Below are 16,776 nucleotides of genomic sequence, written 5' to 3'. Positions count from 1 at the left end.
AGGGTTTATTATTAGAAACAGCGTAATTCAGGAGTAACATAACGTTGGATGCCGCAGCCATTATTAGTCTTTTCATTTTGGGTTCAGTCCTCGTAACCTGTAGTATCTTATTAAGTTCATTCTCATCTCGTCTTGGCATCCCTATTCTGGTTATCTTTCTCGCGATTGGCATGCTCGCGGGTGTTGATGGCGTTGGCGGTATCCCGTTTGATAATTATCCTTTCGCGTACATGGTGAGTAACCTCGCGCTGGCAATTATTCTGCTGGATGGCGGGATGCGTACCCAGGCCAGCTCCTTTCGCGTCGCCCTGGGCCCGGCGCTCTCGCTCGCGACGGTAGGGGTACTGATTACCTCCGGTCTCACCGGCATGATGGCCGCCTGGCTCTTTCATTTGAATCTCATCGAAGGGTTGCTGATTGGCGCCATTGTCGGTTCAACGGATGCGGCTGCCGTTTTTTCTCTGCTGGGCGGTAAAGGGCTTAACGAACGCGTCGGTTCGACGCTGGAAATCGAATCCGGGAGTAACGACCCGATGGCGGTTTTCCTGACCATCACGCTGATAGAGATGATTCAGAAACATGAGACCGGCCTGAGCTGGCTTTTCGTGCTCGATATCATCCAGCAGTTTGGACTGGGGATCATGCTGGGGTTAGGCGGCGGATATCTGCTTCAGCAAATGATTAACCGGATTGCCTTGCCCACCGGGTTATATCCGCTGCTGGCGCTGAGCGGGGGAATTCTCGTTTTCGCCGTAACCACCGCGCTGGAAGGCAGCGGCATTCTGGCCGTTTACCTGTGTGGATTCCTGCTGGGCAACCGCCCTATCCGCAACCGGTTTGGCATCCTGCAAAACTTTGACGGCCTGGCCTGGCTGGCGCAAATCGCCATGTTCCTCGTACTCGGACTGCTCGTTACGCCATCCGATCTGCTGCCTATCGCCGTTCCGGCGCTGGTGCTGTCGGTCTGGATGATTCTGGTGGCTCGCCCACTCTCCGTTTTCGCGGGCCTGCTGCCGTTTCGGGGCTTTAATCTGCGTGAGCGGATCTTCATCAGTTGGGTGGGGCTGCGTGGCGCCGTACCCATTATCCTGGCGGTTTTCCCGATGATGGCCGGGCTGGAGAATGCCCGACTGTTTTTTAATGTCGCATTCTTTGTGGTGCTGATATCGCTGCTGTTCCAGGGAACGTCCCTGACCTGGGCGGCCAAAAAAGCCAAAGTGGTGGTGCCTCCCGTCGGCTGGCCGGTTTCGCGTATCGGGCTGGATATTCACCCGGAAAACCCCTGGGAGCAGTTTGTCTACCAGTTGAGTGAAGATAAGTGGTGCGTCGGCGCCGCGCTGCGCGATCTGCACATGCCGCAGGAGACCCGCATCGCCGCCCTGTTTCGCGACAACGTGCTGTTCCATCCGACCGGAAGCACCCGTTTACGCGAAGGCGACGTTCTGTGCGTTATTGGACGTGAGCGCGACCTTCCGGCGCTGGGCAAACTGTTCAGCCAGTCGCCGCCGGTCGCGCTGGATCAGCGCTTTTTCGGCGATTTTATTCTCGAAGCCAATGCGAAGTTTGCTGACGTCGCCCTGATTTACGGTCTGGATGAAGGAACGGAATATCGCGATAAACAGCAGACGCTGGGGGAAATCGTACAGCAGTTGCTGGGTGCCGCGCCGGTTGTGGGCGACCAGGTGGAGTTTGCCGGCATGATCTGGACGGTCGCAGAGAAAGAAGACAACGCCGTGCGTAAGGTCGGGGTTCGCGTCGCGGGGGATGAAATGGAATAATGGAAACGCTGCCGGATGGCGGCGTTGACACGCCTTATCCGGCCTACACTCTGTCTTCTGTAGGCCGGATAAGTACTGGCGCCATCCTACGGCACCACAAAAAAAGTTACGCCGTCACAACCGGAACACGCGGCGCCAGCGCGCACATCAGTTCATACCCCACCGTTCCCGCCGCAGAGGCGACATCATCAATCTTGATCTCTTTCCCCCACAGTTCCACAGACGTACCGATACCCGCCTGCGGGCACGGCGTCAGGTCCACCGCCAGCATATCCATCGACACGGTGCCAACCGTTCCGGTACACACACCGTCCACCAGCACTGGCGTGCCGTTTGGCGCATGACGGGGATAACCATCCGCGTAGCCCGCCGCCACAATCCCGATGCGCTGCTCCTGGGTCGCGGTATAGCGTCCGCCATACCCGACCCGATCGCCCGCTTTCAGCGTCTGTACGCCAATAATCTGGCTGCTCAGGGTCATAACCGGTTTCAGCCCGGTATTGGCGATATCCCGCCACTGCCCTGACGGCGATGCGCCATACAGAATAATTCCGGGGCGCACCCAGTCAAAATGGGCTTCAGGATGCCACAGCGTAGCCGCTGAATTCGACAGCGAGCGACGGCATTCAAGCCCTTCCGTCGCATGGGCGATTTTCGTCATCGCCTGGTCGATCCCTTCCGGGTGCTCAGCATCGGCAAAGTGCGACATTAACGTCATTTCGCCCACATTCGGCAGCGCCCGCAGTTGCTGCCAGACGGTCTGTACCCGCTCGGGTAAAAAACCCAGCCGGTTCATGCCGCTATTCACTTTGAGATAAACATCCAGCGGCGCGTTCAGGCGCGCGTTTTGCAACACTTTGAGCTGCCAGTTGCTGTGTATGCAGGTCGTCAGACGGTATGTGTCATATATGGCCAGCTCGTCGGCATGGAAGAACCCTTCCAGCATTAAGATCGGCCCTTTCCATCCCCGCTCTCGCAGCGTAATCGCCTCTTCGAGATTGAGCATGGCAAAGCCGTCGGTCGCCCCCAACGCCGTCCAGATACGCTCGATACCATGTCCGTAGGCATTGGCTTTCACCACCGACCAGACGCGAGCGTCCGGGGCGGCCTGGCGCACAATGCCAAGATTTTGTTTCATCGCCTGCAGGTCAAGGCTGGCCAGTATAGGGCGGGTCATCTCGCTTCCTTATTAGTTATGCGCGCCATGAAGATGCCGGGGTCGTGACGGCGTAAAGCCAGGGCTGTACCGCGCGACGCTCAGGTCGTCATAAGGAATAGCAGGTGTACGACCTGAAAGAATATCGCTCAGTAATTGCCCTGAACCGCAGGCCATTGTCCAGCCCAGCGTCCCATGCCCGGTATTCAGCCACAGGTTTTTGAAGCGCGTCCGTCCGATCACCGGCGTACCATCCGGGGTCATTGGCCGCAGCCCGGTCCAGAACGTGGCTTGTTCCACATGCCCTCCGCGCGGGAAGAGATCGCGTACGACCATCTCCAGCGTTTCACGACGCGGTTGTAATAATTCAGTGTTAAAGCCGACAATTTCCGCCATTCCCCCCACGCGAATACGCTTATCAAAACGGGTAATGGCAATTTTGTAGGTTTCATCAAGGATAGTCGAAACTGGCGCGCCATCGTCCTGTGCGACCGGAATCGTCAGCGAATAACCTTTAAGCGGATAGACCGGAATATCGACGATCCCTTTGAGCATCGCCGTCGAGTAAGAGCCAAACGCCATCACGTAAGCATCGGCTTTGATGATGTCATCCCCGCACTTCACGCCGTAAATTTGTTCACCTTCGTACAGCAGTTTTTCCACCGGCGTGTTGAAGCGAAACGTCACGCCCGCCTGTTCCGCCATCTGCGCCAGGCGCTGAGTGAACAGCTGGCAATCTCCGGTTTCATCATTGGGCAAACGCAGGCCGCCGGTCAGTTTGTGCGCCACTTCCGCCAGCGCAGGTTCAACCTCCGCCAGACGGCTGGATTCCAGTAGCTGATACGGTACGCCAGCATCTTCCAGAACGGCGATATCGCGGGTGGCGTTCTCATACTGTTGCGCGGTACGGAATAACTGCAATGTTCCGCCCTGACGCCCTTCATACTGAATGCCGGTTGAGGCACGCAGCGCTTTCAGGCAATCACGGCTGTACTCCGCCAGACGCACCATGCGCCCTTTGTTCTCCATGTAATGGCGGGTGTCGCAGTTACGCAACATTTGCCACATCCACTTCAACTGAAACTGCGTCCCGTCCAGGCGAACAGCCAGCGGCGCATGGCGCTGGAACATCCACTTGATGGCCTTCAGCGGCACACCCGGCGCCGCCCACGGCGCGGCATAGCCCGGAGAAATTTGTCCGGCGTTCGCCGCGCTGGTTTCCAGCGCCGGGCCAGGTTCACGATCGATGACGGTGACGTCATGCCCAGCCTGACACAGATACCAGGCGCTGGTTACGCCAACGACGCCACTTCCCAGTATGACAACTCGCATAGCCACTCCGTTAACAGTAAAAGAACAATCTTCTAATTACATCTTGATAACTCAGTTGAAAATATTATTCAACATATGGCTTTTTTATGGTGACGTACCTCACATCTGCCTCTGTTGTCAGGGATCTCTCTGCTTTGGCATCTCCTGCTGCGCGTCATTTTTATCCAGCATAAAATATCGCAGCCATGCCAGTTTCTGGCGTGCCGGCGCTGCGAAATCGCAAAGAAAAATTTTCTTCATCAGCACGTTTTTTAACACGGTGTTCTATGCTTGAAATGAGGTGCTCCAGACAGAGAGTGCCGCCAACAATGAGGGTGCGCGAATGGCTACGATTGATTCCATGAACAAGGACAGCACACGTTTGAGCGATGGACCCGACTGGACGTTTGATCTGCTGGATGTCTATCTGGCGGAGATTGACCGCGTCGCGAAACTCTACAAACTGGATACCTATCCGCACCAAATCGATGTGATCACCTCTGAGCAGATGATGGATGCCTATTCCAGCGTCGGGATGCCGATCAACTATCCTCACTGGTCGTTTGGCAAAAAATTCATTGAAACCGAGCGCCTGTATAAGCATGGTCAGCAAGGGCTGGCCTATGAAATCGTCATTAACTCCAACCCGTGTATCGCTTATCTGATGGAAGAGAACACCATTACTATGCAGGCGCTGGTGATGGCGCACGCGTGCTATGGGCATAACTCTTTCTTCAAGAATAACTACCTGTTCCGCAGCTGGACTGATGCCAGTTCGATTGTCGATTACCTGATCTTTGCCCGTAATTACATTACCGAATGCGAAGAACGCTATGGCGTGGACGAAGTTGAAAAGCTGCTGGATTCCTGCCATGCGCTGATGAACTATGGCGTCGATCGCTACAAACGCCCGCAAAAAATTTCGTTGCAGGAGGAGAAAGCCCGGCAGAAAAGTCGCGAAGAGTATCTGCAAAGCCAGGTGAATATGCTGTGGCGTACTCTGCCGAAGAAAGAGGAAGAGAAAGCCGTCGCCGAAACGCGGCGTTACCCGTCTGAACCGCAGGAAAACCTGCTCTACTTTATGGAAAAGAACGCGCCGTTGCTGGAGTCATGGCAGCGCGAGATCCTGCGCATCGTGCGCAAGGTCAGCCAGTATTTCTATCCGCAAAAACAGACGCAGGTGATGAACGAAGGCTGGGCGACGTTCTGGCACTACACCATCCTGAATCATCTTTACGATGAAGGTAAAGTGACCGAGCGCTTTATGCTGGAGTTTTTACACAGCCACACCAATGTGGTGTTCCAGCCGCCGTACAACAGCCCGTGGTATAGCGGAATTAACCCTTATGCGCTTGGCTTCGCGATGTTCCAGGACATCAAACGCATTTGCCAGTCGCCAACGGAAGAAGATAAATACTGGTTCCCGGATATCGCCGGTTCAGACTGGCTGGAAACCCTGCATTTCGCGATGCGTGATTTTAAAGACGAGAGCTTTATCAGCCAGTTCCTGTCACCGAAAGTGATGCGTGATTTCCGTTTCTTTACCGTGCTGGACGACGACCGGCACAACTATCTGGAAATTTCAGCCATTCACAATGAGGAAGGTTATCGCGAGATCCGCAATCGGCTTTCGTCGCAGTACAACCTGAGCAATCTGGAGCCGAATATTCAGATCTGGAATGTGGATTTACGCGGCGATCGCTCTTTGACGCTACGCTATATTCCTCACAACCGCGCACCGCTGGACAAGGGACGTAAAGAGGTGCTGAAACATGTGCATCGCCTGTGGGGGTTTGATGTCATGCTGGAGCAGCAGAATGAGGATGGCAGCGTTGAGCTGCTGGAGCGGTGCCCGCCGAGAATGAACAGCCTGTAGTTTAATTGCCGGATGGCGGTGTAAACACCTTATCCGGCCTACAAACAGCACATCACCGTAGGCCGGATAAGCGAAGCGCCATCCGGCACAAACAAACAGCACATCACCGTAGGCCGGATAAGCGGAGCGCCATCCGGCGTATAACGATTAGCGGCCCTGAATGGCCAAATCGCCTGGCAAATTCTTCTGCATACGATGCCAAATCTCACCGCTGTCATGACCGTAACGGCGTACCGTTTCGTACACCTGGTCATGCGCGCCCTGTTCGCAAAGCGATGACAGCTTATGGTAGAAACCGAGCGCCAGGCTCCGGGCTTCCGGGTTGGCAAAATAGTGACGGCCAATGCGGGTATACAGCCCTTTCATCCCGTTCAGGATCAGACCGTAAATCGGATTACCGGAGGCAAACGCCAGACCGCGGAAAATGTTGTAATCCAGCTCCGCGAACGCATCGGCGTGGTCGGCCACTTCATTCGCCGTCGCCAGCACTTCCTGCGCCTTATCAGGATGCTGACGAAACGCGGTGCGGATAAAAATCGTGGAGATATTGGTTCGCACCGACAGCAGATTATCAATCAGTTGCGGCACGCTTTCATGATCAAGACGCGCGAGCGTTTCAAGAATATTCAGCCCGGACGTTTCCCAGAAATTGTTCACCTTTGTCGGTTTGCCGTGTTGAATCGTCAACCAGCCGTCTCGCGCCAGGCGCTGCAATACTTCGCGTAACGTGGTGCGCGTCACTCCGATAAGTTCGGAGAGTTCACGTTCGGCAGGCAAAATAGTGCCAGGTGGGAAGCGGTTATTCCAGATACTTTCAATGATGTACTCTTCCGCGAAACCCGCCGGGCTCTGCGCCTTAATGACCATAGTGAGATTTCCATTACACAGCAAAACATAGTTACACTCATCATACCAGACGGGTTTCATGGCTGATAGCGGACAGGATGAAGAAAAAGGGGATCAAGGCTTCATTTTCTGGATAACGCCGCGCCATCACGTTAAGGACTTGCCTGCTTTTACCCTGGCCGCTAAGCTTTGCGCCTAAACATAAAAACATGATTCTCACATTTACAGGTAAGGGAAACTGCCATGGAGCTCTCCTGGGGTCGCGCATTCTGGCGCAACTTTCTGGGCCAGTCGCCTGACTGGTATAAACTTGCATTAATCGCTTTTTTAATTGCTAATCCACTGATTTTCTTCATCAATCCGTTTGTAGCGGGCTGGCTGCTGGTCGCTGAATTTATTTTCACGCTGGCGATGGCGCTGAAGTGCTATCCCCTGCTGCCAGGCGGATTACTGGCGATTGAAGCGGTCATCATTGGGATGACCAGCGCAGCGCATGTGCGCGAAGAGGTTGCCGCCAACCTCGAAGTGCTGCTGCTGCTGATGTTCATGGTCGCAGGCATCTACTTTATGAAGCAGTTGCTGCTGTTCATTTTTACCCGCCTGCTGCTTAGCATTCGTTCCAAGATGCTGCTGTCGCTCGCATTTTGTATGGCTGCCGCCTTCCTGTCCGCTTTCCTTGATGCCCTGACCGTTGTCGCGGTGGTCATCAGCGTCGCGGTCGGCTTTTATGGCATTTATCATCGCATCGCCTCTGCGCGCGGCGAAGAGAACGATCTCCAGGATGACGATCACCTCGACCAGAACAGTAAAGCGGTGCTGGAGCAGTTTCGCGGTTTCTTGCGCAGCCTGATGATGCATGCGGGCGTAGGCACCGCGCTGGGCGGCGTCATGACGATGGTTGGCGAACCGCAGAACCTGATTATCGCCAAAGCGGCGGGCTGGCATTTCGGCGATTTCTTCCTGCGCATGTCGCCGGTGACGGTTCCGGTGCTAATTTGCGGGCTGTTCACCTGCGTGCTGGTCGAGAAACTGCGCTGGTTTGGCTATGGTGAAACGCTGCCGGAGAAAGTGCGTCATATTTTGCAGGAGTTCGACGATCAAAGCCGTCAACGTCGTACACGCCAGGACAAACTCAATCTGTTTGTGCAGGCGATTATCGGCGTCTGGCTGGTGACGGCGCTGGCGCTGCATCTGGCGGAAGTGGGCTTGATTGGCCTGTCGGTCATTATTCTGGCCACGTCACTCACCGGCGTCACCGATGAACACGCGATTGGCAAAGCATTTACTGAGTCCTTGCCGTTTACCGCGCTGTTGACGGTTTTCTTCTCCATCGTGGCGGTCATTATCGATCAGCATCTTTTCGCCCCGATCATCCAGTTCGTTTTACAGGCTTCCGAACATGCGCAGTTAACGCTGTTCTACCTCTTCAATGGCCTGCTGTCGTCCATTTCCGATAACGTGTTCGTCGGGACGATTTACATCAATGAGGCCAAAGCGGCTATGGAAAGCGGCGCAATCAGCATGAAACAGTACGAACTGCTGGCGGTAGCGATCAACACCGGCACCAATTTGCCGTCCGTGGCGACGCCAAACGGCCAGGCGGCATTTTTGTTCCTGCTCACCTCTGCGCTGGCGCCGCTGATTCGTCTCTCTTATGGCCGTATGGTCTGGATGGCGTTGCCATACACGCTGGTGCTCACCCTCGTTGGTTTACTCTGCGTCGAGTTTACCCTCACCCCCATCACGGAGTGGATGACGCAATCTGGCTGGTTAGCTACATTCTCATAACATCAAACCGGGCAAATCACTGCCCGGTTTGACTTTTTGCATGATAATTATCCGATTATACTTTATTTCATTTCCCACTACTGGCGCATAAATTGAATTGGTTTACACTGCGGTGTCTACGCATGTTGCAGGGAAATAATTATGTTGCGATTTTTAAACCAGTGCTCACGGGGTCGGGGCGCGTGGTTACTGATGGCGTTAACTGCCTTTGCGCTCGAAATGGTAGCGCTGTGGTTCCAGCACGTCATGCTGCTCAAACCTTGCGTGCTATGTATTTACGAACGTAGCGCGTTATTCGGTGTGATGGGCGCGGGTCTGGTTGGCGCTGTCGCCCCTAAAACGCCGCTGCGTTATGTGGCGATAGCGATCTGGATTTACAGCGCCTGGCGCGGGTTGCAGTTGGCTTATGAACACACGATGATCCAGCTTCATCCTTCGCCGTTCATGACCTGTGATTTTGCTGCGCGCTTCCCGACGTGGCTGCCGCTGGATAAATGGCTGCCGCAGGTCTTCCTGGCTTCCGGCGACTGCGCCGAGCGTCAGTGGTCGTTTTTAACCCTGGAGATGCCGCAGTGGCTGTTGGGGATTTTTGCGGCATATCTGGCGATCGCGATCCTGGTGTTGATTGCTCAACCGTTTAAGCCGAAAAGACGCGATCTCTTTAGTCGATAACAGAACGCTCCTTCGGGAGCGTTTTTTTTCGCCTGACGGCGTTGCTTCCGGGCATCTATAAGATGTATATTAAATACATCTTATAGATGCCCCCACAAGGAGACGCTTTATGTCCCATTTACACATCCCGGCAAACTGGAAAATTAAACGTTCCACTCCCTTCTTCACCAAAGAGAATGTGCCAGCCGCACTGCTCTCCCACCATAACACCGCTGCGGGTGTCTTTGGGCAACTCTGCGTGATGGAAGGCACAGTCACTTACTACGGTTTCGCTAACGAAGACGCCAAAGAACCTGAACTCAAAGTGGTCATTAACGCCGGTCAGTTTGCGACCAGCCCGCCGCAATACTGGCACCGCATCGAATTAAGCGACGATGCGCAATTCAATATCAATTTCTGGGTTGAAGACGACAACCACGGCGATGAAATGTATCAGGCGAAAAAAGCGTAATTAACGCTTGCTGAACAATGGGCGGTTCAGTCCGCCCATGAAGGTTTGTTTAAGATGTGATCCTGCCAGTCCCGCACTTCAGATTCTTTCACCGCAATATGGCGCACAGAAATACGCTCGCCGTGCATCGCCGCTTTCGACCCGGTCAACAACGGATGCCAGCCCGGCAGCCCCTTTCCTTCCGCTAACAAGCGATAGGCGCAGGTCATCGGCAACCATTCAAAGGTAGGCAGATTATCGCGGGTGAGTTTAATGCAGTCTGGCTCGTACTCGAACCGACGTTCATAGTTACGACACTGGCAGGTTTTGATATTCAACTGGCGACACGCCACGTTGGTGAAATAGATTTCGTCGGTGTCTTCATCCATCAGTTTGTGCAGGCAACACTGGCCGCATCCATCACACAACGACTCCCACTCGGCATCGGTCATGTCATCCAGGGTTTTACTTTGCCAGAAAGGTATGTCGCTCATCAGGGTATCCGCCATTGCTGTAAAGCTGCACCTTATAACCAGTCTGGCACGCTGATGCAAGTTTTGCCGCCCGAAAAGGCGGCAAGCAGAGATTACAGGACGCGCGTCGTCAGCGTTTGACCGTTAAAACTGACTTCCAGCTCGTCGCCGCTTTGCAACGGACCGACGCCTTCCGGTGTGCCGGTCAGGATCACGTCTCCCGCTTTGAGCGTGAAGAAACGGCTCATGTAGGCGACGAGCGGCACGATGTGGTGGATCATCTCCGCCGTCGAGCCTTGCTGACGAATTTCGCCGTTCACTTTCAACCCGAGCGCGGTATTTTGCGGATCGCCATGAAACTCCGAAACCGGAATAAAACCTGACAGCGGGCAGGAATTATCAAACCCTTTTGCTTTTTCCCAGGGCTGACCGGCTTTTTTCATTTTGCCCTGAATATCCCGCAGCGTCAGATCGAGCGCCACGCCATAACCGGCAATCGCCTTGCGGACATGGTCTTCCGTCGCCTGGCGCAGAGTCGAGCCAATCAATATCGCCAGTTCGACTTCATGGTGAACGGCGCCCATGTCCGTCGGAATCGCCAGCGGCTGGCGCAGATCGCACAGCGCCGTTTCCGGTTTAATAAAAAGAACGGGTTCATCCGGCGTTGCGCTACCCATCTCCTTAATATGCTTTGCGTAGTTACTGCCTACACAAACCACTTTACTTACCGGGTAATCAAGCAGAGCACCTTGCCAGTTGTGATGTTGATACATTATTTTCCCCTAACGTAATCGTGGATTTCAGGAACTGCATCGGCAGGGCATTCGCGTTGCCGGATACAGTTTAACTTTTAGCGTCTGGTTTATTTTCGCCCGGCGCAGAAAGATGTTGTTTGAGTAAATCTTCCGGCGGTGGCGGCAGTTGTAAATAATACCCCTGGTCGGTTAACGCTTGTTTTACTTTCTCCAGGTCGGCATTCACTAATTTCTTACGCCCATCCAACGGCAGAATCATTGCCAGCGTTGGCTGCCCGAATCCCTTCATCAGATCTTCAGGAACCCGTGAGAAATCGTCTTTTTTTTCGACGTATAAATAGGTCTGGTCGCGTTTGCTACTTCGATAGATCACACAAAACATACTTTTACTCTGAATTAACGGGATGGTGACTTGCCTCAATATAATACTGACTATAACATGCCTTCTAGTCTTCGGAATATCGCCCCGCATTGGGGATGATAAATAGCAAATTGAGTAAGGCCAGGATGTCAAACACGCCAATCGAGCTTAAAGGCAGTAGCTTCACCTTATCAGTGGTTCATTTGCACGAAGCTGAACCCAAGGTTATTCGTCAGGCGTTGGAAGACAAAATCGCTCAGGCACCTGCTTTTTTAAAACATGCTCCCGTGGTCATTAACGTCAGCGGCCTTGAAAGTCCAGTAAACTGGCCTGCGCTGCAAGAGGTGGTGACGTCTACCGGTCTGCGTATTATCGGCGTTAGCGGCTGCAAAGACGCGTCGCTAAAAGCGGAAATTGACGAGATGGGTCTTCCTTTACTGACTGAAGGTAAAGAGAAAGTCGCTCGTTCCGCCCCGGTCGAAGCCCCGGCACCGAGCGCGCCGCCGCAAAATGTTACCCCCATCACAAAAACGCGATTAATTGACGTACCGGTTCGTTCCGGTCAGCGCATTTATGCTCCACAATGTGATCTAATTGTTACAAGTCACGTCAGCGCTGGCGCAGAGTTAATCGCAGACGGTAATATCCACGTTTATGGCATGATGCGGGGTCGCGCGCTGGCAGGCGCCAGCGGCGATCGGGAAGCGCAAATTTTTTGTACCCATCTGACGGCAGAACTGGTGTCTATCGCAGGTGTTTATTGGCTGAGTGATAAAATCCCGGCAGAATTTTATGGCAAAGCGGCGCGTCTGCGGTTAGCAGATAACGCTTTGGCAGTTCAACCGTTGAATTGATCCCTTTTTAACAAGGAATTTCTATGGCACGCATTATTGTAGTTACTTCGGGTAAAGGGGGCGTTGGCAAGACCACCTCCAGCGCGGCCATCGCTACTGGTTTGGCCCAGAAGGGAAAGAAAACTGTCGTTATCGATTTCGATATCGGTCTGCGTAACCTCGACCTGATCATGGGATGTGAGCGTCGTGTCGTTTACGATTTCGTGAACGTGATTCAGGGCGATGCGACGCTAAACCAGGCGTTAATCAAAGATAAGCGCACTGAGAATCTCTTTATTCTTCCGGCATCGCAAACCCGCGATAAAGACGCGCTGACCCGTGAGGGCGTAGCAAAAGTTCTCGATGACCTGAAGACAATGGATTTCGACTTTATCGTCTGCGACTCTCCGGCGGGCATTGAAACCGGCGCGCTGATGGCGCTCTATTTTGCCGATGAAGCGATTATCACCACGAACCCGGAAGTCTCCTCAGTACGTGACTCTGACCGTATTCTGGGCATTCTGGCGTCAAAATCCCGTCGTGCTGAAAACGGCGAAGACCCGATTAAAGAGCATCTGCTGCTGACGCGTTACAACCCAGGCCGCGTTAACAGAGGCGATATGCTCAGTATGGAAGACGTGCTGGAAATCCTGCGCATCAAACTCGTGGGGGTTATCCCGGAAGATCAGTCAGTCCTGCGCGCATCCAACCAGGGAGAGCCGGTTATTCTCGACATCACTGCTGATGCGGGTAAAGCCTATGCAGATACCGTAGAACGTCTGTTGGGAGAAGAACGTCCTTTCCGCTTCATTGAAGAAGAGAAGAAAGGTTTCCTCAAACGCCTGTTCGGAGGATAAGTTATGGCATTACTGGATTTTTTTCTCTCGCGGAAAAAGAGTACAGCCAACATCGCTAAAGAGCGACTGCAAATCATTGTTGCGGAGCGCCGTCGCAGCGACGCCGAGCCGCATTATTTACCGCAGTTGAGAAAAGATATTCTCGAAGTCATCTGCAAGTATGTGCAAATTGATCCAGAAATGGTCACCGTACAGCTTGAGCAAAAAGACGGCGATATTTCAATTCTCGAGCTTAACGTGACATTACCGGAAGCCGAAGAGTCCAGATAATCTCTTTTCGGATAACGCAACGCGATAAAAAGGCAGAGTATTCTGCCTTTTATTTGCTGCTGTGCCATAAACAATAACGCGGCGGTGCTTATTCCAGGCTGAACTTCGGGTAACGCTCCTGAAAATAGCGGCGCAGAAATTCAACCGTAATGCGAATTTTTGCCGACGAGGAAAGACGGGAAGCGGAGACCGCCCAGATATTAGCAGGTTGATAATATTCCGGCAGAACCTGCACCAGGTGGCCGCTGGCAATGTTATCGCAGACATCCCACCACGACCGCAACGCAATGCCCTGCCCGTCCAGACACCATTGATGCACAATCTCACCGTGGTTGGAGGACAGTGACCCTGTCACTTTAATCGAATATTCCCGTTCTTTTGTGCGTAACTGCCAGATTCCAAAGGGATGGTCACGCTCTTTAATCACCAGACACGGAAAGGCTGCCAGATCGCTGAGCTGCTTCGGCGTGCCGTGCTGCGCCAGAAACGCCGGTGATGCGCATAAAATGCGGTAATTGGTTCCAAGCTTATGCGCGATTAAATTAGAGGCAATCTCATCACCAATACGAATATCAAGATCGACCCCTTCATTCACCAGATCTACCAGCCGGTCCTCAACGTCAAACCGCAACTCCAGCTGTGGATACTGCTTCGCCAGTACCGACAGCGCGGGCGCAACAATCCGCCGACCGAAGCCAAAACTGCTGATAATACGCAGCATACCTTGTGGGACTTGCCGCACGTCAGACAGCTCATCCATCATCTGATCCACATCCTGCAAAATGCGCTGCGCCCATTCGTAAATACGCTCGCCCTCTTCCGTGATCGTCACCCGCCGGGTCGTTCGGTGGAGCAGCACCACGTTCAGCGTCTGCTCCAGCAACGCCACCCGTTTGCTGATAAACGCCGGCGAAACGCCCAGTTCCTCCGCAACCGCGCTAAAACCCGCACGCCGGGCAACCCGCATAAAGACGCGTAAATCATTCAGGAGAGGCAGATTATTCATGATTTGTGTTTTATGTTTCACCAGTTGGAAGGATTAACTCTCAATCAGTCAATTATAGGATAAGGGGTAAGTCAATTTTGACTGCTGATAAGTGAGAGCTGGTATGAAGAAAACCTGTCGTATTGCCGCTATTCCCGGAGACGGTATTGGTAAAGAAGTCCTGCCTGAAGGTATTCGCGTATTGCAGACCGCCGCTGAACGCTGGGATCTCTCGCTCAGCTTTGAGCCGATTGAGTGGGCCAGCTGCGAATATTATGCACATCACGGTACGATGATGCCTGACGACTGGCATGCGCAGCTAAAATCGTTTGATGCGATCTATTTCGGCGCCGTCGGCTGGCCGGATACCGTCCCGGACCATGTTTCATTGTGGGGATCGCTGCTGAAATTCCGCCGCGAATTTGACCAGTACGTTAACCTGCGTCCGGTACGTCTGTTTCCCGGCGTTCCCTGCCCGCTGGCCGGAAAAAAAGCGGGAGATATTGATTTCTACGTCGTGCGCGAGAACACCGAAGGGGAATACTCCTCGCTGGGCGGGCGCGTCAATGCCGGAACCGAGCACGAAGTGGTGATTCAGGAGTCGGTATTTACCCGGCGCGGAGTGGATCGCATTCTGCGCTACGCCTTTGAGCTGGCGCAAAGCCGACCGCGCAAAACGCTGACGTCCGCCACCAAATCCAACGGCCTGGCCATCAGTATGCCTTTCTGGGATGAACGCGTTGAAGCCATGGCGCAGCACTACCCGGAGATTCGTTGGGATAAGCAGCATATCGACATTCTGTGCGCCCGCTTTGTCATGCAGCCGGAGCGCTTTGACGTGGTTGTCGCCTCAAATCTGTTTGGCGATATTCTGTCCGATCTTGGCCCGGCCTGTACCGGCACCATCGGCATTGCGCCTTCCGCAAACCTGAACCCGGAACGCACATTCCCGTCGCTGTTTGAACCGGTACACGGCTCTGCGCCGGATATATACGGCAAGAATATCGCCAACCCTGTTGCCACCATCTGGGCGGGCGCCATGATGCTGGATTTCCTCGGCAATGGCGATACGCGCTACCGGGAGGCACATGACGGTATTCTCGCGGCCATTGAACAGGTTATCGCTAACGGCCCGAAAACACCGGATCTGAAAGGCGCCGCCTCCACCCGGCAGATGGCGGAGGCTATCTGTCAGGCGCTGCGCTAATGACGGAGCGGCCGGATAGCGGCCATCATCCGTATTACAGCGGATATTCCTGCAACAGATTCCGCAGTTTTTCCGCCATCAGTTCCGCACGCCAGCCGGAGATGAGTTCCGGCTGCGTGGCCTGCGGTTTTAACTTCCAGTGCCAGTTAAGCAACTGGTTGATTTGCCGACGCGACGCCAGCAATTCCGCACTGACGTTGTGCGTCGCGCTAACGTCTGCCACCAGCGCTTTGATGGCTTTAAACGCCTTGCGATAGCCAGGCATATCCATCAGGTTCAGCAAGGGTTCCGGCAGCGTCTCTTCCGGCAGCGCCTGCGCCTTCTCCACTAACGCGATCAGCGTCTTACCGTGAAAACGAATTTCGCTGCCAGAAAGCCCCAGGCTGTCCAGTTCGCCCAGGCTCCCCGGCATATAGCGCGCCACCGCCCACAGGTGCTCTTCGCGCACCACAAAGTTGACCGCCAGATCGCGCTCACGCGCCTTGCGCAGCCGCCAGTCAGCCAGCAGTTGCAGGCAGGCCAGTTGACGGGTACGCAACTGCCACGCATTGGTGATGTCACGCCAGGCCTCTTCCGGCGCCAGAATTTCCTGACGACGCTGCTGCATCAGACGGCACTCATCCAGCGCCGCAGGCAGCCAGCCGGATGCTTCGGTTTCGACCATCAGTTTTTTGGTGATCGGTAACAAATACCAGACGTCCGCTGCCGCATACTCGCACTGACGTTCGGTTAACGGTCTTGCCAGCCAGTCGGTACGGGACTCGCTTTTATCCAGCGCGACGCCCGTAAACTCCTCCACCATCGCGGCAAAACCCCAGGACAAGGGGCGGCCGCAAAATGCGGCAAGGATCTGCGTGTCGATCAGTGGTTGCGGCAGCTCTCCGAAGGTGTTGAGAAAAACCTCCAGATCTTCGCTGCCCGCATGCAAAAATTTGGTTATCGCGGTATCACGCAACACGGCGCGCAGAGGCGACCAGTCGGTAATGCCGTGAGGATCAATCAGGGCGACATGCTCGCCATCAAACAGCTGGATAAGCCCAAGTTGCGGGTAATAGGTGCGCGTACGGACAAACTCCGTATCAAGAGCAATCGCCGGAAATGCCCGAACCGCTTCACATAACGTCGCCAGCGCGTCGTCCGTAGTGATCATTTGGTAATTCAAATCATATTCTCTTTAG

The 16,776-nt window shown here is 54.1% G+C and carries 17 protein-coding genes; 9 read left to right on the top strand and 8 right to left on the bottom strand.

Translation table 11 applies throughout. From position 1 onward, the window contains the following. Positions 1 to 44: 44 nt before the first annotated feature. Positions 45 to 1,778, top strand: a complete 1,734-nt coding sequence (locus OGW17_RS07520; protein WP_047463283.1) for a potassium/proton antiporter — start codon at positions 45 to 47, stop codon at positions 1,776 to 1,778. Between the two features lie 106 nt (positions 1,779 to 1,884). Here the strand turns inward: OGW17_RS07520 and dadX are convergent, their stop codons facing one another. Together dadX and OGW17_RS07510 are read right to left on the bottom strand one after the other, a co-directional pair. After that, on the bottom strand, positions 1,885 to 2,955 hold the full coding sequence (gene dadX / locus OGW17_RS07515) for a catabolic alanine racemase DadX (RefSeq protein WP_071258557.1): 1,071 nt from the start codon (positions 2,953 to 2,955) through the stop codon (positions 1,885 to 1,887). Between the two features lie 12 nt (positions 2,956 to 2,967). Further along, entirely contained in the window at positions 2,968 to 4,266 is a 1,299-nt protein-coding gene (locus OGW17_RS07510; RefSeq protein ID WP_012132085.1) for a D-amino acid dehydrogenase, read from the bottom strand. Between the two features lie 322 nt (positions 4,267 to 4,588). Here OGW17_RS07510 and OGW17_RS07505 point away from each other — a divergent pair, with 322 nt between their 5' ends. Next, positions 4,589 to 6,121 carry a SpoVR family protein gene (locus OGW17_RS07505; RefSeq protein WP_286452156.1) on the top strand — a complete coding sequence of 511 codons (1,533 nt, stop codon included), beginning with the start codon at positions 4,589 to 4,591 and terminating at the stop codon, positions 6,119 to 6,121. 147 nt (positions 6,122 to 6,268) lie between these two features. On the opposite strand, the gene fadR is transcribed toward OGW17_RS07505, so the two are convergent. Further along, the gene (gene fadR, locus OGW17_RS07500; protein WP_071258559.1) at positions 6,269 to 6,988 is read right to left on the bottom strand and encodes a fatty acid metabolism transcriptional regulator FadR; all 720 of its coding nucleotides are present in this window, start codon (positions 6,986 to 6,988) and stop codon (positions 6,269 to 6,271) included. A gap of 222 nt (positions 6,989 to 7,210) precedes the next feature. Here fadR and nhaB point away from each other — a divergent pair, with 222 nt between their 5' ends. The 3 genes from nhaB (at position 7,211) to OGW17_RS07485 (ending at position 9,878) form a co-directional block, all read left to right on the top strand. After that, positions 7,211 to 8,755, top strand: a complete 1,545-nt coding sequence (gene nhaB / locus OGW17_RS07495; protein WP_047463270.1) for a Na(+)/H(+) antiporter NhaB — start codon at positions 7,211 to 7,213, stop codon at positions 8,753 to 8,755. Between the two features lie 141 nt (positions 8,756 to 8,896). Further along, a complete protein-coding gene (gene dsbB / locus OGW17_RS07490) occupies positions 8,897 to 9,427 on the top strand; it encodes a disulfide bond formation protein DsbB (RefSeq protein ID WP_024130271.1) in 531 nt (176 codons plus the stop codon). A gap of 109 nt (positions 9,428 to 9,536) precedes the next feature. After that, a complete protein-coding gene (locus OGW17_RS07485) occupies positions 9,537 to 9,878 on the top strand; it encodes a TehB family protein (protein ID WP_071258561.1) in 342 nt (113 codons plus the stop codon). Positions 9,879 to 9,904: 26 nt separating this feature from the next. On the opposite strand, the gene ycgN is transcribed toward OGW17_RS07485, so the two are convergent. The 3 genes from ycgN to OGW17_RS07470 form a co-directional block, all read right to left on the bottom strand. Next, positions 9,905 to 10,351, bottom strand: coding sequence for a cysteine cluster protein YcgN (ycgN, locus tag OGW17_RS07480; protein WP_047464034.1), 447 nt, complete (start codon positions 10,349 to 10,351; stop codon positions 9,905 to 9,907). 92 nt (positions 10,352 to 10,443) lie between these two features. After that, positions 10,444 to 11,103: a fumarylacetoacetate hydrolase family protein gene (locus OGW17_RS07475; protein WP_049008376.1), complete on the bottom strand. Its 660-nt coding sequence runs from the start codon at positions 11,101 to 11,103 to the stop codon at positions 10,444 to 10,446. 70 nt (positions 11,104 to 11,173) lie between these two features. After that, on the bottom strand, positions 11,174 to 11,467 hold the full coding sequence (locus tag OGW17_RS07470) for a YcgL domain-containing protein (protein ID WP_024130270.1): 294 nt from the start codon (positions 11,465 to 11,467) through the stop codon (positions 11,174 to 11,176). 125 nt (positions 11,468 to 11,592) lie between these two features. Here OGW17_RS07470 and minC point away from each other — a divergent pair, with 125 nt between their 5' ends. The 3 genes from minC to minE are packed head-to-tail and all read left to right on the top strand — an operon-like array spanning position 11,593 to position 13,406. Continuing rightward, positions 11,593 to 12,300, top strand: a complete 708-nt coding sequence (gene minC, locus OGW17_RS07465) for a septum site-determining protein MinC (RefSeq protein ID WP_060816061.1) — start codon at positions 11,593 to 11,595, stop codon at positions 12,298 to 12,300. Positions 12,301 to 12,323: 23 nt separating this feature from the next. Next, positions 12,324 to 13,136, top strand: a complete 813-nt coding sequence (gene minD / locus OGW17_RS07460; RefSeq protein ID WP_047463261.1) for a septum site-determining protein MinD — start codon at positions 12,324 to 12,326, stop codon at positions 13,134 to 13,136. A 3-nt stretch (positions 13,137 to 13,139) separates the two neighbouring features. After that, positions 13,140 to 13,406, top strand: coding sequence for a cell division topological specificity factor MinE (gene minE, locus OGW17_RS07455; RefSeq protein ID WP_003859937.1), 267 nt, complete (start codon positions 13,140 to 13,142; stop codon positions 13,404 to 13,406). Between the two features lie 88 nt (positions 13,407 to 13,494). Here minE and OGW17_RS07450 read toward each other — a convergent pair whose 3' ends face one another. Next, on the bottom strand, positions 13,495 to 14,412 hold the full coding sequence (locus tag OGW17_RS07450) for a LysR substrate-binding domain-containing protein (RefSeq protein ID WP_071258563.1): 918 nt from the start codon (positions 14,410 to 14,412) through the stop codon (positions 13,495 to 13,497). Positions 14,413 to 14,515: 103 nt separating this feature from the next. Between OGW17_RS07450 and OGW17_RS07445 the strand changes: the two genes are divergently transcribed. Next, positions 14,516 to 15,598 (top strand): tartrate dehydrogenase, encoded by a 1,083-nt coding sequence (locus tag OGW17_RS07445; protein WP_012132071.1) that lies wholly within the window; start codon positions 14,516 to 14,518, stop codon positions 15,596 to 15,598. Positions 15,599 to 15,632: 34 nt separating this feature from the next. Here the strand turns inward: OGW17_RS07445 and rnd are convergent, their stop codons facing one another. Next, positions 15,633 to 16,760 (bottom strand): ribonuclease D, encoded by a 1,128-nt coding sequence (gene rnd, locus OGW17_RS07440; RefSeq protein WP_077956910.1) that lies wholly within the window; start codon positions 16,758 to 16,760, stop codon positions 15,633 to 15,635. Positions 16,761 to 16,776: the final 16 nt, after the last annotated feature.

Origin of the sequence: Citrobacter sp. CK181 (assembly GCF_030333595.1) — a bacterium.
Lineage (GTDB): Bacteria > Pseudomonadota > Gammaproteobacteria > Enterobacterales > Enterobacteriaceae > Citrobacter_B > Citrobacter_B koseri.
The sequence above is the reverse complement of the archived record's forward strand: the minus strand, read 5'-3'. Positions and strand labels throughout refer to the sequence as shown.

Bases quoted from the DNA above. Each gene is read 5' to 3' on its own strand.
- dadX (WP_071258557.1), bottom strand. From the start codon at position 2,955: ATGACCCGCCCTATACTGGCCAGCCTTGACCTGCAGGCGATGAAACAA.
- OGW17_RS07510 (WP_012132085.1), bottom strand. From the start codon at position 4,266: ATGCGAGTTGTCATACTGGGAAGTGGCGTCGTTGGCGTAACCAGCGCC.
- OGW17_RS07505 (WP_286452156.1), top strand. From the start codon at position 4,589: ATGGCTACGATTGATTCCATGAACAAGGACAGCACACGTTTGAGCGAT.
- fadR (WP_071258559.1), bottom strand. From the start codon at position 6,988: ATGGTCATTAAGGCGCAGAGCCCGGCGGGTTTCGCGGAAGAGTACATC.
- nhaB (WP_047463270.1), top strand. From the start codon at position 7,211: ATGGAGCTCTCCTGGGGTCGCGCATTCTGGCGCAACTTTCTGGGCCAG.
- dsbB (WP_024130271.1), top strand. From the start codon at position 8,897: ATGTTGCGATTTTTAAACCAGTGCTCACGGGGTCGGGGCGCGTGGTTA.
- OGW17_RS07485 (WP_071258561.1), top strand. From the start codon at position 9,537: ATGTCCCATTTACACATCCCGGCAAACTGGAAAATTAAACGTTCCACT.
- ycgN (WP_047464034.1), bottom strand. From the start codon at position 10,351: ATGAGCGACATACCTTTCTGGCAAAGTAAAACCCTGGATGACATGACC.
- OGW17_RS07475 (WP_049008376.1), bottom strand. From the start codon at position 11,103: ATGTATCAACATCACAACTGGCAAGGTGCTCTGCTTGATTACCCGGTA.
- OGW17_RS07470 (WP_024130270.1), bottom strand. From the start codon at position 11,467: ATGTTTTGTGTGATCTATCGAAGTAGCAAACGCGACCAGACCTATTTA.
- minC (WP_060816061.1), top strand. From the start codon at position 11,593: ATGTCAAACACGCCAATCGAGCTTAAAGGCAGTAGCTTCACCTTATCA.
- minD (WP_047463261.1), top strand. From the start codon at position 12,324: ATGGCACGCATTATTGTAGTTACTTCGGGTAAAGGGGGCGTTGGCAAG.
- minE (WP_003859937.1), top strand. From the start codon at position 13,140: ATGGCATTACTGGATTTTTTTCTCTCGCGGAAAAAGAGTACAGCCAAC.
- OGW17_RS07450 (WP_071258563.1), bottom strand. From the start codon at position 14,412: ATGAATAATCTGCCTCTCCTGAATGATTTACGCGTCTTTATGCGGGTT.
- OGW17_RS07445 (WP_012132071.1), top strand. From the start codon at position 14,516: ATGAAGAAAACCTGTCGTATTGCCGCTATTCCCGGAGACGGTATTGGT.